This is a genomic window from Pseudomonas sp. NyZ480 (genome assembly GCF_029537255.1).
Taxonomy (GTDB): Bacteria; Pseudomonadota; Gammaproteobacteria; order Pseudomonadales; family Pseudomonadaceae; genus Aquipseudomonas; species Aquipseudomonas taiwanensis.
In genome coordinates this window covers 3,372,167-3,393,792 of record NZ_CP120626.1, presented here as the reverse complement: position 1 = coordinate 3,393,792, position 21,626 = coordinate 3,372,167, and the positions used below count along the sequence as shown (strand labels likewise).

Annotated in this window: 26 protein-coding genes; 8 read left to right on the top strand and 18 right to left on the bottom strand. The window is 62.9% G+C overall.

Annotated features, from left to right (window positions below; translation table 11 throughout):
• The 3 genes from P3R38_RS15620 to purU are packed head-to-tail and all read right to left on the bottom strand — an operon-like array spanning position 1 to position 2,998.
• Positions 1 to 1,242 (bottom strand): FAD-dependent oxidoreductase, encoded by a 1,242-nt coding sequence (locus P3R38_RS15620; protein WP_023381173.1) that lies wholly within the window; start codon positions 1,240 to 1,242, stop codon positions 1 to 3.
• Positions 1,224 to 2,135 carry a bifunctional methylenetetrahydrofolate dehydrogenase/methenyltetrahydrofolate cyclohydrolase FolD gene (folD, locus tag P3R38_RS15615; RefSeq protein ID WP_023381172.1) on the bottom strand — a complete coding sequence of 304 codons (912 nt, stop codon included), beginning with the start codon at positions 2,133 to 2,135 and terminating at the stop codon, positions 1,224 to 1,226. The genes P3R38_RS15620 and folD overlap by 19 nt, the downstream gene beginning before the upstream one ends.
• Positions 2,132 to 2,998, bottom strand: coding sequence for a formyltetrahydrofolate deformylase (purU, locus tag P3R38_RS15610; protein ID WP_027908144.1), 867 nt, complete (start codon positions 2,996 to 2,998; stop codon positions 2,132 to 2,134). The genes folD and purU overlap by 4 nt, the downstream gene beginning before the upstream one ends.
• 260 nt (positions 2,999 to 3,258) lie before the next feature.
• On the opposite strand from purU, the gene P3R38_RS15605 reads away from it, so the two are divergent.
• The 5 genes from P3R38_RS15605 to P3R38_RS15585 all read left to right on the top strand — a co-directional run bounded on the left by P3R38_RS15605 (position 3,259) and on the right by P3R38_RS15585 (position 6,458).
• Positions 3,259 to 3,660 carry a hypothetical protein gene (locus P3R38_RS15605; protein ID WP_023381170.1) on the top strand — a complete coding sequence of 134 codons (402 nt, stop codon included), beginning with the start codon at positions 3,259 to 3,261 and terminating at the stop codon, positions 3,658 to 3,660.
• A 172-nt stretch (positions 3,661 to 3,832) separates the two neighbouring features.
• Entirely contained in the window at positions 3,833 to 4,054 is a 222-nt protein-coding gene (locus P3R38_RS15600) for an MbtH family protein (RefSeq protein ID WP_003256222.1), read from the top strand.
• The gene (locus tag P3R38_RS15595; RefSeq protein WP_277686394.1) at positions 4,051 to 4,770 is read left to right on the top strand and encodes an alpha/beta fold hydrolase; all 720 of its coding nucleotides are present in this window, start codon (positions 4,051 to 4,053) and stop codon (positions 4,768 to 4,770) included. Before P3R38_RS15600 ends, P3R38_RS15595 begins: the two co-directional genes overlap by 4 nt.
• A 57-nt stretch (positions 4,771 to 4,827) precedes the next feature.
• On the top strand, positions 4,828 to 5,379 hold the full coding sequence (locus P3R38_RS15590; RefSeq protein WP_023381168.1) for a hydrolase: 552 nt from the start codon (positions 4,828 to 4,830) through the stop codon (positions 5,377 to 5,379).
• A gap of 11 nt (positions 5,380 to 5,390) precedes the next feature.
• Complete coding sequence (locus P3R38_RS15585; protein WP_041925514.1) at positions 5,391 to 6,458, top strand: DUF1615 domain-containing protein; 1,068 nt, start codon at positions 5,391 to 5,393, stop codon at positions 6,456 to 6,458.
• An 81-nt stretch (positions 6,459 to 6,539) separates the two neighbouring features.
• Here P3R38_RS15585 and P3R38_RS15580 read toward each other — a convergent pair whose 3' ends face one another.
• The 9 genes from P3R38_RS15580 to P3R38_RS15540 form a co-directional block, all read right to left on the bottom strand.
• On the bottom strand, positions 6,540 to 7,409 hold the full coding sequence (locus tag P3R38_RS15580) for a zinc ABC transporter substrate-binding protein (RefSeq protein ID WP_027908140.1): 870 nt from the start codon (positions 7,407 to 7,409) through the stop codon (positions 6,540 to 6,542).
• 2 nt (positions 7,410 to 7,411) lie between these two features.
• Positions 7,412 to 8,311, bottom strand: a complete 900-nt coding sequence (locus P3R38_RS15575) for a metal ABC transporter permease (protein ID WP_023381165.1) — start codon at positions 8,309 to 8,311, stop codon at positions 7,412 to 7,414.
• Positions 8,311 to 9,057, bottom strand: coding sequence for a metal ABC transporter ATP-binding protein (locus tag P3R38_RS15570; protein WP_023381164.1), 747 nt, complete (start codon positions 9,055 to 9,057; stop codon positions 8,311 to 8,313). Before P3R38_RS15570 ends, P3R38_RS15575 begins: the two co-directional genes overlap by 1 nt.
• Complete coding sequence (locus P3R38_RS15565) at positions 9,054 to 9,956, bottom strand: metal ABC transporter substrate-binding protein (protein ID WP_023381163.1); 903 nt, start codon at positions 9,954 to 9,956, stop codon at positions 9,054 to 9,056. Before P3R38_RS15565 ends, P3R38_RS15570 begins: the two co-directional genes overlap by 4 nt.
• 18 nt (positions 9,957 to 9,974) lie before the next feature.
• Positions 9,975 to 10,544, bottom strand: a complete 570-nt coding sequence (locus P3R38_RS15560) for a DUF6162 family protein (RefSeq protein WP_023381162.1) — start codon at positions 10,542 to 10,544, stop codon at positions 9,975 to 9,977.
• Between the two features lie 11 nt (positions 10,545 to 10,555).
• Entirely contained in the window at positions 10,556 to 10,876 is a 321-nt protein-coding gene (locus tag P3R38_RS15555) for a hypothetical protein (RefSeq protein WP_023381161.1), read from the bottom strand.
• Entirely contained in the window at positions 10,873 to 11,412 is a 540-nt protein-coding gene (locus P3R38_RS15550) for a hypothetical protein (protein ID WP_023381160.1), read from the bottom strand. The genes P3R38_RS15555 and P3R38_RS15550 overlap by 4 nt, the downstream gene beginning before the upstream one ends.
• Positions 11,409 to 12,608, bottom strand: coding sequence for a PepSY domain-containing protein (locus tag P3R38_RS15545; protein ID WP_023381159.1), 1,200 nt, complete (start codon positions 12,606 to 12,608; stop codon positions 11,409 to 11,411). Before P3R38_RS15545 ends, P3R38_RS15550 begins: the two co-directional genes overlap by 4 nt.
• A 173-nt stretch (positions 12,609 to 12,781) precedes the next feature.
• On the bottom strand, positions 12,782 to 14,110 hold the full coding sequence (locus P3R38_RS15540; protein ID WP_023381158.1) for a SidA/IucD/PvdA family monooxygenase: 1,329 nt from the start codon (positions 14,108 to 14,110) through the stop codon (positions 12,782 to 12,784).
• 199 nt (positions 14,111 to 14,309) lie between these two features.
• Here P3R38_RS15540 and P3R38_RS15535 point away from each other — a divergent pair, with 199 nt between their 5' ends.
• Positions 14,310 to 14,744, top strand: coding sequence for a hypothetical protein (locus tag P3R38_RS15535; protein WP_277686393.1), 435 nt, complete (start codon positions 14,310 to 14,312; stop codon positions 14,742 to 14,744).
• A 55-nt stretch (positions 14,745 to 14,799) separates the two neighbouring features.
• On the opposite strand, the gene pbpG is transcribed toward P3R38_RS15535, so the two are convergent.
• The 3 genes from pbpG to P3R38_RS15520 form a co-directional block, all read right to left on the bottom strand.
• Positions 14,800 to 15,726 carry a D-alanyl-D-alanine endopeptidase gene (gene pbpG / locus P3R38_RS15530; RefSeq protein ID WP_023381156.1) on the bottom strand — a complete coding sequence of 309 codons (927 nt, stop codon included), beginning with the start codon at positions 15,724 to 15,726 and terminating at the stop codon, positions 14,800 to 14,802.
• A 323-nt stretch (positions 15,727 to 16,049) separates the two neighbouring features.
• On the bottom strand, positions 16,050 to 16,958 hold the full coding sequence (gene glsB / locus P3R38_RS15525; RefSeq protein WP_023381155.1) for a glutaminase B: 909 nt from the start codon (positions 16,956 to 16,958) through the stop codon (positions 16,050 to 16,052).
• Positions 16,959 to 17,176: 218 nt separating this feature from the next.
• A complete protein-coding gene (locus tag P3R38_RS15520; protein WP_023381154.1) occupies positions 17,177 to 17,359 on the bottom strand; it encodes a hypothetical protein in 183 nt (60 codons plus the stop codon).
• 252 nt (positions 17,360 to 17,611) lie between these two features.
• Between P3R38_RS15520 and P3R38_RS15515 the strand changes: the two genes are divergently transcribed.
• Positions 17,612 to 18,433 carry a shikimate 5-dehydrogenase gene (locus P3R38_RS15515; protein WP_023381153.1) on the top strand — a complete coding sequence of 274 codons (822 nt, stop codon included), beginning with the start codon at positions 17,612 to 17,614 and terminating at the stop codon, positions 18,431 to 18,433.
• Between the two features lie 54 nt (positions 18,434 to 18,487).
• Here the strand turns inward: P3R38_RS15515 and P3R38_RS15510 are convergent, their stop codons facing one another.
• The 3 genes from P3R38_RS15510 to P3R38_RS15500 form a co-directional block, all read right to left on the bottom strand.
• On the bottom strand, positions 18,488 to 18,730 hold the full coding sequence (locus P3R38_RS15510) for a hypothetical protein (protein WP_104881577.1): 243 nt from the start codon (positions 18,728 to 18,730) through the stop codon (positions 18,488 to 18,490).
• Between the two features lie 97 nt (positions 18,731 to 18,827).
• Complete coding sequence (gene gloA, locus P3R38_RS15505; RefSeq protein ID WP_027907095.1) at positions 18,828 to 19,355, bottom strand: lactoylglutathione lyase; 528 nt, start codon at positions 19,353 to 19,355, stop codon at positions 18,828 to 18,830.
• A gap of 225 nt (positions 19,356 to 19,580) precedes the next feature.
• Positions 19,581 to 19,940: a histone-like nucleoid-structuring protein, MvaT/MvaU family gene (locus P3R38_RS15500; RefSeq protein ID WP_023381150.1), complete on the bottom strand. Its 360-nt coding sequence runs from the start codon at positions 19,938 to 19,940 to the stop codon at positions 19,581 to 19,583.
• Positions 19,941 to 20,297: 357 nt separating this feature from the next.
• Between P3R38_RS15500 and P3R38_RS15495 the strand changes: the two genes are divergently transcribed.
• Positions 20,298 to 21,587, top strand: a complete 1,290-nt coding sequence (locus P3R38_RS15495) for an OprD family porin (protein WP_023381149.1) — start codon at positions 20,298 to 20,300, stop codon at positions 21,585 to 21,587.
• Positions 21,588 to 21,626: the final 39 nt, after the last annotated feature.

The following is a 21,626-nucleotide window of genomic DNA, read 5'->3' as shown; positions in this document are numbered from 1 at the left end:
CTAGTGGCTGGCCGCCGTGGCGCCCATTTCGTTGACTTGCTGGAAGCGGCTGAAGCGCTCCAGGGCGAAAGGGGCGATCAGTTCGGGCACCTTGCCGCCGCTGGCGACCAGTTCGGCCATGGTCTTGCCGCAGATGGGCGTGGACTTGAAGCCCCAGGTGCCCCAGCCAGCATCCAGGTAGTAGTTCTCGACCGGCGACAGGCCCATGATCGGACTGTAATCCGGGGTCATGTCGGTCATACCGGCCCATTGGCGCATCAGCTTGGCGTTGGCCATGAACGGGAACATTTCGATGGCGTGGGCCAGCAGGCTTTCCTTGAGGTCCAGGGTCGAGCGGGTGTTGTACAGCGGGTAGGGATCGGAGCCGCCACCGAAGACGATCTCGCCACGGCTGGTCTGTTGCACATAGCAGTGCAGGGCGGACGAGCTGACCAGCGGATCGAGGAACGGTTTGAACGGCTGGGTAACCATCGCCTGCAGCGGGTAGGTGTGGATCGGCGCGCGAATGCCCGCCTTTGCCATCAACAGCGAGCTGGCGCCAGCCACCGCCTGCACCACGCAGCCGCACTGGACGGTGCCACGGTTGGTCTTGACCGCTTCGATCCGGCCATTGCGAATCACCAGGTCCTGCACTTCGGTCAACTGATGGATTTCCACGCCGCGTTTGGCCGCTTGCTTGGCGTAACCCCAGGCCACCGCGTCATGGCGCGCGGTGGCGCCGTCGATGTGCCAGAGCCCGGCCAGCACCGGCAAGTGGCCGGGGTCGAGATTCAGGGTCGGTACCAGTTCGCGGATCTGCTGGCGGTCGATCATTTCGGTACGCCCGCCGAAGTGCTTGTTGACTTCGGCCCGTTGGCGGAAGGCGCGCACGGTGGCATCGGTGTGCGCCAGGGTGAGCTGGCCACGCTCGGAATACATGATGTTGAAGTCGAATTCGTTCGACAGGTGCTGGAACATCCGCACCGATTCGGCGTAGAAGCGCACGCCTTCGCTGGTGAGGTAATTGGAGCGGATCACCGCGGTGTTGCGCGCGGTATTGCCACCGCCCAGATAGGCTTTCTCCAGCACTGCGACATTGGTCACGCCATGGTATCTGGCCAGGTAGTAGGCAATGGCCAGGCCGTGACCGCCGCCGCCGATGATCACCACGTCGTAACGTGGCTTGAGTTCGCAAGGTGGCGGCAGGTCGACCTCCACCGGGTAGTCGGCGCTCAGGCCGTATTTCAGCAGGGCGAAGGGCATGGGGTGCGCTCCTGTTGGGCGGCCTGTTGCTGCAGGTCGAGGGCGAGCAGGGTATTTTTCATCAGGTAGGCGATGGTCATGGGCCCGACGCCTCCGGGAACCGGGGTGATGGCGGCGGCCTGGGGCAGGGCCGCGTCGAAGTCGACATCGCCCACCAAGCGGCTGCGGCCGTTCTCTTCGATGCGGTTGATACCCACATCGATGACCACTGCCCCCGGCTTGAGCCAGTCGGCGCCGATCAGCCGAGGCTTGCCGACCGCGGCGACCAGGATGTCCGCTTCGCGGCACAGTGCCGGTAAGTCACGGCTGCGCGAATGCACCACGGTCACCGTGCAGTCGGCCTGCAACAACAGGGCGGCCATGGGCTTGCCGACAATGTTGGAGCGGCCGACCACCACCGCGTGCTTGCCCCGCAATGGGCCACAGGCATCACGCAGTAGGCGCATGCAGCCACTGGGCGTGCAAGGGGTGAGTACATCGCGACCCTGGGCCAGGCCGCCGACGTTTTCACTGTGAAAACCGTCCACGTCCTTAAGCGGACTGATGGCCTGCAAGACGCGGTGTTCGTCGATATGCGCGGGCAAGGGCAACTGCACGAGAATGCCATTTATCGCCGTATCGCGATTGAGCCGGTCGATCAGGGTCAGTAGCTCGTGCTCGGTGGTGTCGCCTGGCAGACGGTGCTCCAGCGAGCGAATACCCACCTCCTCGGCGCGCAGCACCTTGTTGCGCACATACACCTGGCTAGCCGCGTCCATGCCCACCAGCACCACTGCCAGGCCCGGTTGCACGCCGCCCTGGCGCAGGGTGTCGACCTGCTCGCGCACCTCGGCCAGCACCCGCGCCGCCGTGGCCTTGCCGTCGATCAGCTTGACGCTGGGGATGGCATTCATTTGAAGATCACCGTGCGGTCGTGGTTGAGGAACACGCGGTGTTCGAGGTGGTACTTCACCGCGCGGGACAGGGCGATGGTTTCGGTATCGCGGCCGATGGCGACCAGATCGTCAGGCGCGTAGGCGTGGTCCACACGTTGCACTTCCTGCTCGATGATCGGGCCTTCGTCCAGGTCGCTGGTGACGTAATGGGCAGTGGCGCCGATCAGCTTGACCCCGCGTTGGTAGGCCTGGTGATAGGGCTTGGCGCCCTTGAAACCCGGCAGGAACGAGTGGTGGATGTTGATGGCCCGGCCCGAGAGTTGACGGCACAGGTCGTCGGAGAGGATTTGCATGTAGCGCGCCAGCACCACCAGTTCAGTATCGGTGTCCTCGACGATGCGCATCAGCGCCGCTTCCTGCTCGGCCTTGGTTTCCTTGGTTACCGGCAGGTAGACGAAGCGGATGCCCTGGCGCTCGGCCATGGGCCGCAGGTCCAGGTGGTTGGAAACCACGGCGGTGATCTGCATCTCCAGTTCACCTTTGGCGTGGCGGTAGAGCAGGTCGCTCAGGCAATGGTCGAACTTGCTCACCATCAGCAGCACGCGCATCGGGCGGGCGCTGCTGTGCAGGCTCCAGTCCATGGCGAAGCGCTGCGCCACGTCGGCGAAGCCCGCTTCCAGCTGCGGCGTGTCACCAGTGATACCGGTGTTGTAACGGAACACGGCGCGCATGAAGAAGCGGCCATTGTCTTCGTCGTCGAACTGCGCCATCTCGCTGATGTAGCAACCGTGCTCGGCCAGGTAGGTGGTCACCGCCGCGACGATGCCGGACACGGCCGGACAGCTGACGCGCAGGATGAAATGGTCGGGAGCGGGGTGCATGTCGAGGTCCTCGTGGTGGGGTGGGGCAGGTCGGGCACAAGGGCGAAATGGCCTCGCGGCTGGCGAAGCGGTGTTTCTTATCAGGAATATAAATTTCCTTTTGGCGATTTATAGGCGAAGAGGTGGGTGGTGGTCCAGAGGTTTGTGAAATTTTTTATCCTGACGGGAAACTCTGGTGATCGAGGTGGCCCCTGGCAGGCGCCGGCTGGCCGGCGACATCCCCAGTGCAGCCGACACCAAAAACTGGCTATGCTTGCCCCATGACCAACACCCCTCCATTACGCCAACCGTGCCCCCCCGGCGCCTGTGTGTGTGGCCGCGAACAACTGGCCGATCACCCCCAGGCCGCCCAGCGAATCCTGCTGCTCACTCGCCAGGAAGAAAAACGCCTGCTCGAGCGCCTGGAAAACCTCAAGGACCTGGAGGATCTGCAACGCCTGCAGCAGCGCATGTACGAAAACCTCGGCATTCGCGTGCACATCGCCCCTGGGTTCAACGAAGTGCGCACCATGCGCGGTATCGTCATCGAACTGGACGAGCAGGTGGGGTTGTGCCGCAAGACCCGACAGTCGATTCCGGCTGCGATTCGGCGGGGGTTGGAGCGTAACCCGCAGGTCGCGTTCCGGTTGCTGGATGCGCATGATCTGTTGCGGAACGCTTGAGGGGTCGTCTTGAGCCGCACGGCGCTGTCGAGATCGAGTGCCGCCCAACAGCGGACTCCCGCCAGCCTGCTCCAGCCTCACCCAGACTAATTTTCCCAACGGCTCCAACGTCTACCTGAGAGCCGCCCCACGCCAAGTGCGTATCGGCATTCATCACTCAAGGAGACAGGCAATGACTTCCGTTTTCGACCGCGACGATATTCAGTTCCAGGTAGTGGTCAACCACGAAGAGCAATACTCCATCTGGCCCGACTACAAGGCCATCCCCAACGGCTGGCGCGCCGTGGGCAAGAGCGGCCTGAAGAAGGACTGCCTGGCCTACATCGACGAGGTCTGGACCGACATGCGCCCTCTGAGCCTACGTCAGAAGATGGCTGAAGCCGCGGCGCAGTGAGCGGGATGAAGCTGCTGTGCCTGCCTTACTCCGGCGCCAGTGCCATGGTCTACAGCCGCTGGCGGCGCACGTTGCCGGCTTGGCTTGAGCTGCGCCCGGTGGAGCTGCCGGGCCGTGGCGCGCGCCTGAGTGAACCACTGCAGACCGACATGCAGGCGCTGGCCCGGCAACTGGCGGCCGAGCAGCGCACGGCCGCCAGCGCGCCCTATGCATTGCTGGGGCACAGCCTGGGCGCGCTGCTGGCGTTCGAGCTGGCCCATGAACTGCAAGCGCTGGGCTGCCCGGCGCCACGCGCGTTGTTCGCCTGCGGTACCGCGGCACCGACCCGTCGCGAAGACTACGATGGCAAGCACTGGTCCGAACCCAAGACCGACGCCGAGCTGATCAACGAGCTGCGTGCGCTCGACGGTACTCCACAGGAGGTGCTGGCCAACGCCGAGCTAATGAGCCTGACCTTGCCCATCCTGCGCCATGATTTCCTGCTGTGCGGCCGTTATGCCTATCGTCAGCGGTCGCTGCTGCAATGTCCGCTGCACGTCCTCGGCGGTGAGGCCGACCGGGCCACGCAAGAGCAACTCAGGGCCTGGCGCCGTGAAACCTCGGGGGAATTTTCGCTGCAAATGTTCCCCGGCGGCCACTTCTTCATCCATGAGCACGAGCACCGCGTGCTCGGTGTGGTGGCCGCGTCGCTGGAGCCGTACCGGCGTTCTGCCTGATTGACGTCATCGCTTGCCTGGGGGAGGCTAGGGTTTTCCCCAGGCAAGAGGCCGACAATGCTGATCAACCCTCGCCAGGCCACGCTGCTGGTCGTCGATATCCAGGAAAAGCTCATAGGCGCCATGAGCGACCCCGAGGGCACCCGAGCGCGTGCGCGCTGGCTGGTGGCGGCCAGCGCCGAGCTGCAATTGCCAATCGTGATGTCCGAGCAGTACCCCAAAGGCCTGGGGCACACCCTGGCAGCGCTCACCACTGCCGCACCGGCAGCCCAGGTGGTGGAGAAAACGCATTTTTCCTGTGTGGCTGCCGAGTGCCTGCCGGAAAGCCTGCTGCGCCGCGAGCAAGTGATCGTCTGTGGTATGGAAACCCATGTCTGCGTGCTACAGACCGTGCTGGGCCTGTTGTCGCTGGGCAAGCACGTGTTCGTGGTCGAGGATGCCTGCGACAGCCGTACCCCGGCCAGCAAGGCCGCGGGCCTGGCGCGCATGCGTGATGCCGGGGCGCAGGTGGTGACCCGTGAGATGGTGCTGTTCGAACTGATGGGCAGCGCCAGCCATCCCTTGTTTCGCCATATCAGCAAGACCTACCTGGTCGGTGAGCAGCCCTGAACGCGCGGCTGATGGCGGCAGGGCTGGTGGCGCTGGCCCTGCTGCAAGGTTGCGCCGGGCGCCGCGAAGAAGCAGTGGAAACCGACCCCACCAAAGTGCGAGCACAGTTGATGCGACTGCTGCCGGCGCAAGCCAAGGACCGGCAAGGGTGGGCCCAGGATATCCAAGTGGCCTTCGAAGCCCAGGGCATTGCCCCAAGCAAAAGCAACCTGTGCGCGGTATTGGCCGTCACCGAGCAGGAGTCGACCTTCAATGCCGACCCACAGGTGCCGAACCTCGGGCGCATCGCCCGAGCAGAAATCGACCGGCGCGCGGCGCGTCTGCATATCCCCAAGCTGCTGGTCGACGGTGCCCTGAATACCAGTTCCGGCAGTGGCAAGACCTATCAGCAGAGGCTGCTGGCGGTACGCAGCGAGAAACAGTTGAGCACGCTGTACGATGATTTCATTGCCGGCCTGCCCTTGGGCAAGACTCTGCTGGGCGGGCTGAACCCGGTGCATACCGGTGGGCCGATGCAAGTGAGCATCGACTTTGCCGAGCAGCACGCCAAGGGTTACCCCTACCGCTATGAAGGCACGATCCGGCAGGAGGTATTCACCCGCCGTGGCGGTTTGTACTTCGGCATCACCCACCTGCTGGGCTACCCAGCGAACTACGAGCGGCCGTTGTACCGCTTCGCCGATTTCAATGCGGGTTGGTACGCCAGCCGCAATGCCGCTTTCCAGGCAGCGTTGAGCCGGGCAACCGGGGTGAAGTTGGCGCTGGATGGCGACCTGGTGGCGCCAGGGGCGATCATGCCCGGAACCACCGAACAGGCGGCGCGCAAACTGGGGGCGAAGCTTGGCTTGCGCAACCCGCAGATTCGCAGCCAACTGGAGCAGGGTGACAGCCTGGCCTTCGAGGACACCCGGTTGTACCGCGGCGTGTTCGCCCTGGCCGATGCGGCGGCCGGCAAGCCGGTGCCGCGTGCAGTATTGCCGGGAATCGAGCTCAAGAGCCCGAAGATTACCCGCAAGTTGACCACGGCGTGGTTCGCAGGTCGTGTGGATGAGCGTTACCAGCGCTGCATGAAGCGGTAGGGCAAACCCGCTCCCCAAAGTCTGGCCGTGGCGCCGACCCCGGGGGCGGGTGTACCGGCGAACAGGCCGGTGAAGCGAACCTCAACCCTGACCCAAGGCATCCACCACTTGCTCGACACTGGCCTTCAACCCCGCCAGGGCATCCTCCGGGTCGCTGTCGACCACCAGCAACCTGGCCCCGGATGCCTTGATCACCTCGGCTACCGCAGCCTCCGGCTGGCGGTGGTGCAGCACCAAAGCCACATCCTGGGTCTTGAGGTTCTCACCCAGCGCCTTGAGCGTGGCCTCATCCCACTTGTCCTCGGGCGGCAGCGCCTGCTGCGCCACGTCCAGGTTCAGCCCGCTGGCCAGATAACCCAGGCGATCCGACAAGCTGACCACGGTCAAGTTGTCGACTTCGGCCAGGCGTGTCTGGCTGCTGGCGGTCAGCTCCAGCAACTGGCGCTTGAGAGCGGTGAGGTTGCCTTGGATCTTCGCCTTGTCAGCCGGTGAGAGCCGCTCAAGGTCATTGGCCACCACATCGGCCATGCGCCCAAGATTCGTCGGGCTGAGCCAGGGATAAGCGGCATAGGCCTCATCGCCGGTCACGGCAATGCCCGGCAATGCGCCATCCACTGGCCGTGCGGCATCGATCTCGACGATGCGGATATTGCTGCGCCGCGCCATTGGGTAGAGCGGGTCGTCCCGCCAGATCGAGCGCACGCCAATCACCGCATCGGCCTGTTGCGCGGCCTTCTGCAGGCCGGCACCGCCACGACCACTGAAGTACGACGGCTGGCGGCTTGCCGGCAGGTTGGCTGGAGCCGCGCGCTTGAGCTGCACCGAGGTGCCGTCAAGCAGAGCAGCGGCTAGGCTGTGGGTCACGGGCAAGGTGGTGAGCACCTGGGTGGCAAAGCTCAGCGAAGGCAGGCCCACCAGGGCGATGGCCAGGGTCAGCTGCTTGATATTCAGATTCATGCCGGGTTTCCTTGCAGGCGTGGGACGAGGGCGCGGGCCAGCGCGGCGAGGGCGAAGCACAGGCCGGCGACCAGAATGATCGCGGCACCCGACGGCACCGGCAGGTCGAGTACGATCGGCAACAGGATGCCGAGCAGGGTGCTCAGTGTGGCGATCAGCACCGAGAGGAAGAAAAAGCCTTTCAGCGACTGGCTGACCAGGCGTGCGGCGGCGGCCGGAATCACCAGCAGGGCACCGACCAGAATCGCCCCGATCACTTTCACCGAGGCCACGGTGACCAAGGTCACCAGGACCACGAACAGGTAGTCCAGGGTCTTCACCGCCACCCCGCGCACCGCGGCCAGTTGCGGATTGAAGCTGGCCAGCATGATGCGGTTGTAAAGCGGTAGGGCCAGGCTCAGCACCAGCACCGCGACGATGCCCAGCACCAGCAGGTCGTGGGCGCTGACCGTCAGCACCGAGCCGAACAGCACGTTCTCGAGGATGTGCACGTTGATCTTGCCGGCCAGCATCAGCAGCAGGCTCGCGCCTAGGGCCAGGGACACCGAGAGGAACACCCCGATCAGTGTGTCCGGCGACAGTCCGGTGCGGTTGCGCAGGTAGTTCAGCAGGATGCCGAACAGCAGGCAGTAGCCGAACAGACTGCCATAGGGGCCGGTATAGGGTTCGCCGAGCAGGATGCCAATGGCTACGCCCGTGAGCGCGGCGTGGCCCACAGCCTCGGAGAAGAACGCGAAGCGCTTGACCACGACCAGCGTGCCCAGGCCGCCGAGCACCGGGCCTATCATCAGACCGGCCAGTAACGCATTGATCACGAACCCATAGGCCAGGGCCTCGGGCAGGTAGCCGGCGCTGGCCCAGTCCTGGACCAGTTGACGGAAGGCTTCATAACTCATCAGGCGAGGCTCTCGCTGCGCGGGTGAACGGAGAACAGGTTGAGAAGACGCTCGGGGGTCAGGGCCTGGGCGGGCGCGGCGTCGAACAGCACCTGGCGGCTCAGGCCGGTGACCCGGTCGGCCAGGCGCAGCACGGCCTGCAGATCGTGCTCGATCCACAGCACGGTGGTACCGGATTGGCGCCAGCCCTGTAGCAGCGCTTCGAACACCTGGATGCCCGCTTCGTCGAGGGCCGACATCGGCTCGTCCAGGACCAGCAACTGGGGTTCGGGGATCAGGCCCTGGGCCAGCAGCACCCGCTGGCGCTCGCCACCGGACAATGCGCCCATGCGACGCTTGCGTTTGTCGAGCATGCCGACTTGTGCCAGCGCTGCGTCGATGGCCGGCTGGATACGCCGCGAAAGGCCCAGGAACGCGGGGCGCCTTTGGCACATGGCGGCCATGAAGTCGTCCACGGTCATTGGCAGGCCTCGGTCGAACTCCAGCGCCTGGGGCACGTAGCCGATCACGTTGGCTTGTGTCGGCCAGTGAAGGGTCAACTGGCCCTGGTGCGGCATCTGCCCCAGCAAGGTCTTGATCAGCGAGCTCTTGCCGCCGCCATTGGGGCCGACGATGGCATGCACGCTGCCAGCGGCGACGCTGAAGGCGACCTGTTCGAGGATGCGCGTACGGCCCAGGGTCAGGTCGATGCCGACGAACTCGATGCGCGGCCCGCGGGCGGGCATGCGCGTGGCGGCGGCGGTCATGCGCGGTTCTCCTGGATGGCCCGCACCACTGTGTCGAGGTTGCGCTTCATTTCCACCTCGTATTTGTCCTTGGTGTACTCGCCGTAGGAGATGTGCGTCAGCGGGTACAGTCGAACGCCCGATTCACGCTGGATGGTTTCGACGTAGGCAGAAGGGAAATCCATCTCCGAGAAAATCACCTTCACGTCCAGGGCCTTGAGCTGGTCGATGGTCTTCTTCAGTTGTGCGGGGCTCGGCTCGATGCCGTGGGCCGGCTCGACCACGGCGGTCACTTCCAGGCCGAAGTCGCGCACCAGGTAGTCGTAGGCCGCGTGGATGGTGGCGACGCGCAAGGTCGCCGAGGGCGCCTCGGTGACCTGCGCCAGAGCCTCGGCACGCAGGGCGCGCAAACGCTTGGCGTAGGCGCGGGCGTTCTGGGTATAGAGCTTGGCATTGTCTGGGTCGAGCTTGCCCAGTTCGCGGGCAATGTTGTTGACCTGGGCGATGGTGGTGCTGATGGAGAGGAAGGTGTGCGGATTGACCACCTTGCCCGCGCCGCGAGCAGCGATGCCGGTGGCAGCCAGCAGCGGAACGTTCTGGTTGGCTTCGATGGTGGCGATGCCCGGTTTTTCACTGGCGGCGATCATGCGGTCGGCGAAGTCGTCGTGGCCCACGCCGTTGAGCACCACCACGTCCAGCGTGCCGATGCGCTTGATGTCCTCGGCTCGTGGCTCGTAGGCGTGCGGGTTGAAGCCCGCCGGAATCAGCGGTACCACCTCGGCTTTGTCGCCCACGATGTTGCTGACGTAGCTGTAGTAGGGGTGCAGGGTGATGCCAATGCGCAGCGGCTTGGCGTTGTCGGCCAGGGCCAGGGCTGGCAGGGCGCAGGCCAGGAGCAGCGCAAGGACGAAGCGGAGCATGGGGGAGATTCCTTGGGTTCAGTGACGGTGTTCGCGGGTGACCCCGGCGTCGTAGTGGCTAACCACCTGCTGCCAGCCGGCAGCGATCAAGGCCGCCTGGCCTAGGTCGTCCGGGAGCAGGGCAGTGCTGTCGCGGCGTAGCCAGACATCGGATGGCCCGGCGGCGTCGCCAGGCAGGATCAACAGGAAGCTGCCGGCGATTTCCGGGGCTTGGCTGCGCCCCAGGTAGGCGCCGCTTTGCAGCCATTGCCAGTGATGGCGGCCACGGCTTTGGCTGCCGGCATCGACGACGAAGGGCGGTAGGCCCTCTTCGACCAGGTCGTCGACGCTCGGGGCAACGGCGTTTTCTTCGCGCAGCAGTTGGATCTCGTCGAAGGCCACCCGCAGGTCGGTGTAGATGCCCTGTTCGGCGGCAGTGAGGTCACGCCGGGCATCTATCTGATGGCGGGCGATGGCCTGTTCGTCCTCGCGCTCACCGCGCATCAGCACCACCGTGGAGGCCAGCAGCACGATCAGCAGGCTGGCGAGCAGAACGTAGAGCGTTTCGTACCCGGCACCGGCCGGGCGTACTACCTGGGCGTGACTCATGCAGGGCTTGCTCATGGCTGGGCGATGTCGGCGTGGTCGATTTCCACCACGTGGCCGGGACCGGCGTCGAACAACACGTAGAACTCGCCATCGGGGCGTTGGAAGGTCAAGGTCGAGTCCTGCGCGAGCTTGCCGCCGACCAGCACCTGTTCGTCGTAGCCGATCACGTCCAGCGTCACGCCAGGCGCGCCGCTGCCGTCGGAGAACCCTCCAGTGCATTTGATCTGGCCGCCGGCGACCTCTTCGCATTCGCACATCGGGTTGTGCGCCAAGGCTGGCCCGGCGGCAAGGGCCATCAGTGGCAGGACGAGCCTGCGGATCGTATGTTTCATGGTTTGCCTCCTTGTTTCTTCAGCCAGGCCACGGTGGCGGGGGATGCGTCGGCCAGCGCGACGGAGCCTTGGTGCATGCTGCCGTCCCAGCCTTCGAGGGTGATCCAGATCCGTGCGTCGGGGCGGGTGCGGGCAGGGACTGGCAGATTGGTACTCATGCGGTAGGGTGCGCCGAAGAAGATGCTGCCGGCGGCGCGCAGGTTGCGTGGTTTGCCAATGCGCAGGTAGATGGCCTTGACGTCCCCGATGCACGCCTTGCACAAGGCCGCATTGAACGCCTTGAAGTGGCCTGCGGGGCCGTCGGCGCGCGGCGCCTCGTTGCGCAACTCGGCCAGGTCGACGGTGTAGGGGCCGACCTGGATGGCGCTGATCGGGTTGACGCCGAGGCCGGCATCGCCACGCAACAGCTTGGCGTCGGCGAAGTACTTGGGCATGAAGCCCAGCGGTATGAGGATCAAAAGGATGTTCAGGTGAAAGCGCCACTTCAGCCACCACTGCTTCAGCGGGCTGACGGGCACCCTATGGACCTGGCTCATGGATGGACCTCGGCAGTGGTGTCGTTGTGGCCAGCGTGTAGGCGGGGCGTGCGCTCGCTGCGTTTGAGGGCGGCTGCGGTGGCCTGGGCGGTGCGTTTGGTCCAGATCAGCAGGCCGCTGAATACCATCAGGGTGAGAACCAGGCCGAAGAAGAACCAGATCAGCTTGATCGGCAGGCCGCCGAAGTCGCCGGTGTGCAAGGGGCGCATGGATTCGGTGACGAACTCCAGGGCCGAACGGTCGGCCAGCAGGAACTGGCTGTCGACGTTTCGGGTGTACGGGTTGATGGCCGCGGTCTGGTACATCAATGGATACCAGCCACGCCCGCCCAGGTTGATATGGCTGTAGTGGGTGGCAGGCAGTGAAATGAAATCGATATCCAGCCCCGGGATCGCCTGGCCGGCGATGCGCGCCGCTTCGTCCAGGTCGATGCGCGGTGCCGGGCTGCCATCGCGAGTGGGTGGCACATCCTCGCGCGAAATGACCGGCACCACCGGTTCGGTGGATACGGTGACGTGGTTGTCGGCAAGTATGGCCTGGATCAGGAACCAGGTGCCGGTGATGGAGATGACTGCGATGAACCAGATCGACCACACGCCGGCCAGGCGGTGCAGATCACCCCAGAAAATACGTGAGCCGTGACCGGTGCGGATGGGTTTGAAGAAGCCTTTCCAGAACTTCTTGTAGACCACAAGGCCAGTCACCAACGAGGCCAGCATCGGCAGGCCCAGCAGCGACACCAGGTACCAGCCCCAGCTGTAACCATTGGTGAAGGGCACCAGCCACCAGCCATGCAAGGCGCGGGTGAACGCCTCGAAATTGAAGTCAGGGCTCTTGCCCTGGATCACGCCGGTATAGGGGTTCACGTAAAGCGTCGGGCTAGTGCCGTCCGGGAAGACCACCGAGGCATTGAGTGCGAAGTGCGCACCGTCCGGCTGGCGCAACGTGCGCACCACCATGTCCGGCTCGGCTTTGTGCAAGGCGTCGAGTACTTGCTGGTAGCTCAAGCGTTCAGTCACGTCATCGGGCTTGCTGGCGCGCACGTCCGGGTTGGCCAGCCAGACGATTTCCTGGCTGACCACGGCGAGCATGCCGGTAAAGCAGACGATCAGCACGAAGAACCAGATCGGCAGGGCGAGCCAGCTATGTACCAGGAACCACAGCCTGGACTTGGATTTTTTGGGAGATTTGGCCATCGGTCGGTCTTCTGAAAAGGAGGGTCGAGCACAGGCCCAACCAAAGGGCTGCATTAATAAGGACGAATGAGAATCGAAATCCTGAAGATTTAAATGCAAGCAAATGTTTCAGAAAACACGAGCCGGCATGCGCGCGGAGGCGACATGCCGGCTGCTAAGGCCTATGGCGAGGTTCAGGCGCTGGCGGCAGCCGCGTGTGTCCTGCCGTACTGGCGGGCCAGGTCCTGGTACAGCGACTGGCCGATTTCCGCCGCGCGGGCCGGCAGCACCGACAGCAACGTGTCGCTCAGGCCGTGGCTGTTTTCGCAGAAGCCTTGCAGGTAGACGGAGGCTTGCAGGTCTGGGCTGGCCAGTACGCGGTAGTTGCGGTCGACGCTGAAGTCGTTCAGGTAGCCAGCCAAGGGTGCCAGCAGGTCGCGGTGCGAGCGGCGCTCGTAGCCAGTGGCGAGGATCACCGCATCGTAGCGGTGGGTCTGCTGCTGGCCGGTGGCCAGGTCACGCAGGGTCAGTTCGATGCCCTCGCGGGTGGCCACCACGGCTTCCACATTGCGGCGGCACAGCACATTGTGGCGGAACTGGTGGGACACCTTCTGGCGATAGAGAATGCCGTAGATGCGCTCGATCAGATCGAGGTCGACCACCGAATAGTTGGTGTTGTGGTATTCGCCCAAGAGTTTGCTGCGCTGGTCGGCCGGTTCGTTGTAGACCAGGTCGGTGTAGTCCGGCGAGAAGATCTCGTTGACGAACGGGCTGTCATCGGCCGGTTTGAGTGCCGAACCGCGCAGCACCATGTCGACCTTGACCGACGGATAGCTGTCGTTGAGGTCGATGAAGGCTTCGGCGGCGCTCTGGCCCGAGCCGATCACCGCAATGCGCATCGGCTTGCCTTCGGTGCAAGGCAGCTGGTTCAGACTGCTCAGGTACTGGGAGTGGTGGAAGACCCGGGGATCGTCCTTGAACGCGCCGAATTTCTCCGGGATTTTTGGCGTGCCGCCACTGCCGACCACCACCGCGCGCGTGCGGCGACTGTATTCGCGGCCCTGTGCATCGCGAGACACCAGACGCAGGTGTTCGACTCGACCGGCATTCACTTCAGGCTCGATGCGCAGCACTTCCTCGCCATAGGCCGCCTGAGTGGCGAAATGCTCGGCAGCCCAGCGCAAGTAGTCGTTGTACTCCAGTCGGCAGGGGTAGAAGGTGCCGAGGTTGATGAAGTCGGCCAGTCGCTGCTTCTGGTGCAGGTAGTTGACGAAGCTGTAAGGGCTGGTGGGGTTGCGCAGGGACACCAGGTCCTTGAGGAAAGAGATCTGCAACTCGCTCTGGGTAGCCAGGGTCTCACCGTGCCAGCGATAGTCTTTCTGCTTGTCGATGAACAGGGCATCCAGGGCGTGACCCTGGGTCTGGGCGAGCTCCTCCAGGGCGATGGCCAGGGCCAGGTTGGACGGGCCGAAGCCCACGCCTATCAGGTCTTTGATTGTTTCCGGGTTTGAAGACTGGCTCATGGCTGCGATTCCATAATGGTCGAATGTGGACGCCCGCCGGGGCTCCGGCTCCTGCGCGAGTACATGGGTTGGAACGAGCCACGTGTGGAGGAATTTACTTAAGGCGGCGTAGGGTGTTTGCGCGCCGGCCTAAAGTTCTGAGCCGCTGGGCCGATAGGTAGGCCAACCCAAGGACCCACTTCAAAGGCAGGGAAATCTCATGGTCGGAATCAGCGCCGTCACCGTCAACAACGTTTCGGCTCAGGCCCAGGCTGCCAATCAAAGCAGCGAAACAGCCGCAACCGAGGACCGCTCGACCACTCAGGTCGACACGTCAAAAATCACCGGCAATGGCCAGGCGCAGGGTGCGCAAGGGGCCCAGGGCGGCGAGGGCAGCGGCGAGTCGGCTGCCATCAAGCAACTGCGTCAAATGATCAAGGACTTGCAGAAGCAATTGGCCGAGCAGCAGAAGCAACTGGCCGCGATCATGGCCAAGGATATGGACGAGAGCGCCAAGCTTGCGCAGGCCAGTGCCAAGCAGGCCAGCATCACCACGATCAATGGTGAGATCCTGCGGGCCACCGCACAGTTGCTCGAAGCGCTTCAGGAAACCGGTGGCAGCAGCGCGGGCGGTATCGTCAACACCCAGGCTTGAGGGGCGTTGCTGGCAGTGAAAAGGGCTGACTTGCTGCTGTCAGCCCAATCGATACTCAGTCTGCCGCCACGCGCCCTTTGTTCTGGCGCTCGGACTTGTACTGCATGGCCACCGCCGGTGCCGGCTTGGCCGCGCCAGTTTCCAGCCATTGGCGCATGCGGCTGGCATCGGCGAAGTGAGTGTACTTGCCGAAGGCGTCGAGAATCACCATGGCCACTGGGCGATTGTCCATCCGGGTCAACAGCACCAGGCAATGGCCGGCCTCGTTGGTGAAGCCCGTCTTGGTCAGCTTGATGTCCCAGTTGCTTTTGTTCACCAGATGGTCGGTGTTGCGAAAGCCCAACGTGTAGTTGGGCTTGCGGAACGCCACGGTCTTTTCCCGGGTGGTCGACAGCTCGCTCAGCATCGGGTACTTGCGTGAAGCCATCAGCAGCTTGGCCAGGTCACGGGCGGTCGAGACGTTCTGGGTCGACAGGCCCGTTGGCTCGACGTAGCGGGTGTGCGCCATGCCCAGGCTACGGGCCTTGGCGTTCATGGCCTTGATGAAGGCCGGGTAGCCTCCTGGGTAGTAGTTGGCCAACGTGGTCGCGGCACGGTTCTCCGACGACATCAGGGTAATCAGCAAGGTTTCGCGGCGGTTGAGCTGGCTGCCCAGGCGCACACGCGAATAGACGCCTTTCATTTCCGGGTTGTTGGCGATGGTCATGGTGAGCATTTCATCCATGGGCAGCTTGGCATCCAGCACCACCATCGCCGTCATCAGTTTGGTCACCGAGGCAATGGGTACCACGCGGTCGGCGTGGCTCGAATACAGTTCCTGGTTGGTGTTCAGGTCGATCAGCAGGGCGCTGCCAGAGGCCAGGTGCAGCTTGGAAGGGTCGCGTTGAACCTGGGCCGGGGGTTGTGCAGCAGCGGTCGACGGGAGGGTCGCGGTTCCTGTGAGCAACAGCATCAGGCTGAGGATGGACAGGGATGTTTTCACGTTGAGGCTCACTAAATGTTGGTATGTCGTTGGCTGTGCAAGGGTTTTCCCCCAAAAAACCGCTGCATTTTGGAGTATGGCTGAACAGCTGTCGAATGCCTTATATCTAAAGGGCGCAACGTGAAGGAAATTTAATCCGGTACGCCATTTTTGATTTCCCCAAGCGCGTAGGCGGTGCGGTTTGCGATGGAACATCCACGACCGGCCTTATTCGACCCGAAGGGGCCTGCGAGGTCGGCGGCGCTCCCGCAGCGCTCACTGCTGACGCCAAGGCAGCTTTGGGGCGCAGGCCAGCCTGACGGCCAGGCGACACCACCCGCGGGTCAGAACACCGACCATCCGATCCGTGAACTGAGCAACTCGAGCGCCGCCATCCCGGCATACGAGTTGCCCGCCGTATTCAACTCCGGCGACCACACGCAAACGGTGAATTGACCCGGCACGATCGCCACTATTCCGCCACCTACGCCACTCTTGCCAGGCAAGCCCACGCGGTAGGCGAAATTCCCCGCTTCGTCGTACAGCCCGCTGGTGGCCATGATCGAGTTCACCTGCTGGGTCTGGCGTCGGGTCAGGATTTGCTCGCCACTGTGCTTGCAGAACCCATCGTTGGCCAGGAAGCAGAAGGCACGGGCCAGGTCGAGGCAGCTCATCTGCAGTGCGCAGTAACTGAAGTAACTGCGCAGCACTGTCTCGACTTCGTTATGGAAGTTGCCAAATGACTGCATCAGGTACGCCATGGCGGCGTTGCGCGCGCGGAACTGGTACTCCGAATCCGCGACGCGGGCATCGATGGCGATACGGGGGTTGCCCGATAGCCGCCGTACGAAGTCGCGCATCGACAAGGTGGGCGCGGCGAAGCGCGACTGATTGATATCGCAGATCACCAACGCGCCCGCATTGATGAAGGGGTTGCGTGGGCGCCCGCGTTCGAACTCCAGCTGTACCAGCGAGTTGAACGGTTGACCTGAGGGCTCATGGCCAAGACGCTCCCAGATGGCTTCACCTGAATGGCCAATCGCCTGGACCAGACTGAACACCTTGGAAATACTCTGCACCGAAAACGGCACCAGGGCGTCACCTGCGCAGTAATAGCTGCCATCGTTGCCATAGACGGCGATGCCCAACTGCTGCGCAGGCACATCGGCCAGCGCGGGAATGTAGTCAGCCACTTTGCCCTTGCCGATCAAGGGACGCACTTCGTCGAGAATCTCGTTCAACAGCGTTTGCATGGAAAGCCCTGTAATCACTTCCCCAGACGACAAGCGAGGGGTAGCGTTTCAGACGCAGGCTCATCGGCACAGATCACACATTCATGATGAAATGGCCCGAGCGATCGGCATTGTAGGTGTCAGAAAGCAGGTGACCCCATCCGCCGGGCCATGAAGGCAAAAAAAGCCCGCCATAGGCGGGCCAGAAGGGCGTAGGGAGCAACGCACAACAAATAGGGTCAGGCGAGCAGCGTGTCTGCTTGCAGTCGCTGGGCCAGGGCCTGGGCCGAGGCGCGAGTCATCAGTGGGCCGCTGACGGCTTCGCCATTGCGTACCAGGTACCAGCAGGCCAGCAGGCCTTGCTCACGCAATGCGCTTGGGACGGCGCTGCCGACGACGGACATGATCTGGATAGTGGCCATGTGGACCTCCTGTAAAACATGGCCCTACCTTACGCAGCAGCCAGAGAGGTTTGAAATCAACTTCCTCGATAGTGGTCATTAGCTTTATCAACGATCACCGGCGACCTGACGGTTCAGGGGGGCGTGTACCTCCACTATGACCCAGGCGACTGTCAGCTGAGCGCAGGGAGACGGTAAAGGTTGTGTAAGGGACGCCACCACAGGTCTCTGTTAGGCTGCATAACCGATTCAGTGACGAGTAAGGAGCCGGTAATGGCGACATCTCCCAGCAAAGACACCCAGTTGTGCATTTCCCTGGCCGGGCGACCGGGTACCTTTGGCGTGCGGTTTCACAACCACCTCTACCAGCAACTGGGCCTGGACTTTTACTACAAGGCCATGACCACCGATGACCTGCCGGCGGCGGTGGCGGGTATTCGTGCGCTGGGCATCCGTGGATGTGGGGTGTCCATGCCATACAAGGAGGCCTGCATGGCATTGGTGGATGAAGTCGACCCTTCCGCCGCCGTCATCGAGTCGGTCAATACGCTGGTCAATACCAAGGGCTACCTGAAGGCCTACAACACAGATTACCTCGCCGTTCGGCAATTGCTGGAACAGCACCAGGTCGACCCCGGCACGGCGTTTGCGCTGCGGGGCAGTGGCGGCATGGCCAAGGCGGTGGCCCATGCGCTGCGTGATGCCGGTTTCCGTCAGGGCACCCTCGTTGCCCGTAACGAGCAGGCCGGTCGGCAGTTGGCCGATGCCTGCGGTTATCGTTGGCTGGCCGAACTGGGCGATCGCTGCCCTCCGATGTTGGTGAATGTGACGCCGATCGGCATGGCAGGTGGTCCCGAGGCTGAGCAACTGGCATTTTCCGAAGAGGCCATCGCCGCGGCCGAGCGAGTGTTCGACGTGGTGGCGATGCCAGCGCGCACACCGCTGATCCGCCGCGCTGAAGCATTGGGCAAGCCGGTGATCACTGGGTTGGAGGTCATCGCCCTGCAGGCGCTGGAGCAATTCGTGTTGTACACGGGCGTAAGACCGTCGAAGGCTCAGGTCGAGGCAGCAGTGGCTTACGCGCGGGACCTTTAAGTCGCCGGCAAGCTCCCGCAGGCGTCCCGCGCGCCTGCAGGAGCCGGCATTCGATCAAAATGCTTTGTGGCCTTCATCCAGCCGCTGGTCCACCAATGCCTTGCCATGGGCCAGTGACACATGCTGGGCGTTGTCCAGGTCGGCAAAGAACTTCATCGGCATCGAAATGCGTCGGCTGGTATGGCCTTCGGGATCTGTGATCAGGCATCCGGCCGCGTAGGGCAGGGGAGAGTCGGGGTGGGGCATCACGCTGGCGGTGATGGTGTGGTCGCGGTATTCACAGTGAAGGGTTTGCATCGTCCTTACCTCGCTGTGGCATGTGAAGCCGTTACCTTCATATACCACAGCAAGGTGCCGGGAGTTCCCGGCCCGACGAGCGCGAACCGACGAAAGATCAGTCCTTGAGTTCGGTCGGCTGGATGACTTCGACCCAGTAGCCATCGGGGTCCTTGACGAAGGCCAGGTGCTTCATGCGCCCGTCGCTCAGGCGCTTCTGGAACGGAACGTCCAGCGCTTCGAAGCGTTCGCAGGCTGCGCGCACGTCCGGCACCGAGATGCAGATGTGGCCAAAGCCGCGTGGGTCGGTGTTGCCGTTGTGGTAGGCGAACGCCGGGTCGCTCTCGGTGCCGTGGTTGTGGGTCAGCTCCAGAACGCCTGGAATCGACTTCATCCACTGGTGGCGTTCGGCATCGTCGGCTGGGATGTGCGCCGGGTCGACCAGGGCCAGGAAGTACAGGCTGAATTCGGCTTCCGGGAAGTCACGCTTGTCCACCAGGCTAAAGCCCAGGACGCGGGTGTAGAAGTCTAGGGACTTCTCGATGTCCTTGACCCGCAGCATGGTGTGGTTGAAGACGAAGTTGGCGGTAGCGGCGTCTGGCCGGGCGGTAACGCCGGGCAGCGAGTGCAGTTCGTGCAGGCTCATAGGTACTCCTGAGACGGGCTGGCGGCTAGGCACCAGCGAAAAACAGACAGGGTGTCATGATACGGCAGTGAACCGATTGCGCAAATGAAAGCGCCCTGCACGAGGCAGGGCGCTGGAATTAGAGGCCCGCATGTGCGGGCGCGTGATGGGGTCGCTAGTCCTTTAGCTGTCTCGATACTGGGGGAGTCGATGTGAAAAAAGCGTGAAGGGCGCGTGGACGTTTCATCAGCGCACCCAACTTTCCACCGTGCTGGCGCCGTATTGCTCCTTCCAAGCCTTCAAGCCTCGGTGATTGCCGCCTTTGGTTTCGATCAGCTCGCCGGTATGCGGGTTTTCGTAGACTTTCACCACGCGGGGGCGGCGCTGCTGTTTCGGCGCTGCGCTCGAAACCCGGGTAACGGCTTTGGGGTCAAGGATGGCGATGATATCGCGCAGACTTTTGTCATAGCTTTTCATCAGGCCGACTAGTTTCTGCTCGAATTCGATTTCGCGTTTTAGGCCGGCATCCTTTTTCAGCGCCTCCAGTTGAGCCATCTGTTCCTGGAGCGCTTTTTCGGCAGCACGAAACTCTGCAAGTCTGGACACTGTTTTCACTCCTGTACGTCATTCGTGGCGGGGCGTGACGAACATGGGAGAAAGATAAACGCCGGCCACGTGGGTGGGTATCAGCTGTTCGCTGATAACGAGTGTAGCACCCGTTGCTAGTGGGTAAACCGCAAACTTTTTATAAGTAAGGTGGGAACTTTACACGTTTTTTGAACCGCGATCTTTAACGCTTTTGGCGTGCTCTGCGGGGCCTTTTAGACCATGGTCCAATGGTGCGTACCAGAGCGGTTACGTGACCATTTCAGATGATGGCCGCCCAATGTTTGGCCATTGCGCATTGCCGCGTCGCTTGTTGCTCGCGGATTGTTTTCGCCTTATTTCTGGATGTTCCCCCGCATGTTTGCCCCTTTTCCTCTCGCCCCCGGGCGCCGTGTTGCCGGCCTGTTTCTTCTGTGTGCCGGCGTCGATGCCCAGGCCGCCGGTTTTCTTGAAGACAGCAGTGCCAAGGTCGAAGCACGCAATGTCTACTTCAACCGGGATTTTCGCGATGGTCACAGCAGTTCCAGCCAGGGCGCTTCCAAGCGTGAAGAGTGGGCGCAAGGCTTCATCCTGAATGTGCAGTCCGGTTATACCCAAGGGCCGGTTGGTGTTGGCGTGGATGCGCTGGGCATGGTCGGCTTCAAGCTCGATTCCAGTCCGGCGGACAGCAACAGCGGATTGATGCCGTCCTCTGGCCACGACCCACGCCACTCTGCCGATCAGTATGCAAAGATGGGGCTCGCGGCCAAGGTCAAGGTATCCAATACCGTGCTCAAGTACGGCTCCATGATGCCCGATATGCCGTTGCTCAAGTACAACGATGGCCGTCTGCTTCCGACCCTGTTCCACGGCTTCATGCTGACTTCCGAAGAAGTGCGCGACCTGAAGTTCACCCTGGCCCGCCTAAACACTTACACCGCACGGGACTCCACCGACCGGCAGGATATCCGCGTGCATTGCAAGAACAAGCGTTATGCCTGCGATATCGAGGCCGACCACTTCGATCTGGCCGGTCTGGACTACCGTTTCAATGACCGGGTCACCGCTACCTACCAGGTGTCCAAGCTGGAAAACATCTATCGCCAGCACTTCCTCGGCGTAGTGGCCAACCAGCCCCTGTCGGTGGGCAGCCTGTCGGCCGACCTGCGGGTGATCAAGAGCGACGATATCGGCAATGCCCGCGCCGGCGAAATCGACCACCGCGCCTTCAGCGGCATGCTCGGCTACAGCCTGGGTGGACACAAGGTCAGCGCCGGCTGGCAGCGGATGTATGGCGAAAGCGCCATGCCGTACCTCGACGGCAGCAACCCCTACCTGGTCAACTACGCCCAGGTCAATGACTTCGCCGCCGCCCAGGAGCGGTCCTGGCAAGTGCGTTATGACTATGACTTCAAAGCCCTGGGTGTGCCCGGGCTGACGTTCTTCACCCGCTATATCAACGGTGACAGCATCAAGGTCCCAGGCAGCAATGCCGAGGGTAAGGAATGGGAGCGCGACACCGAGCTCAAATACCAGGTACAGCGCGGCACTTTCAAGGATGTCAGCGTGCGCCTGCGAAACTCCACCTATCGCAGCAACTACGAGAAGTGGGCGCGCGATATGGATGAGACACGGGTGATTGTGAGCTACAACTTCTCGCTCTGGTGATGTACGACGGGCCTGATGCTCTAGCGCTGTGTGAAAAGT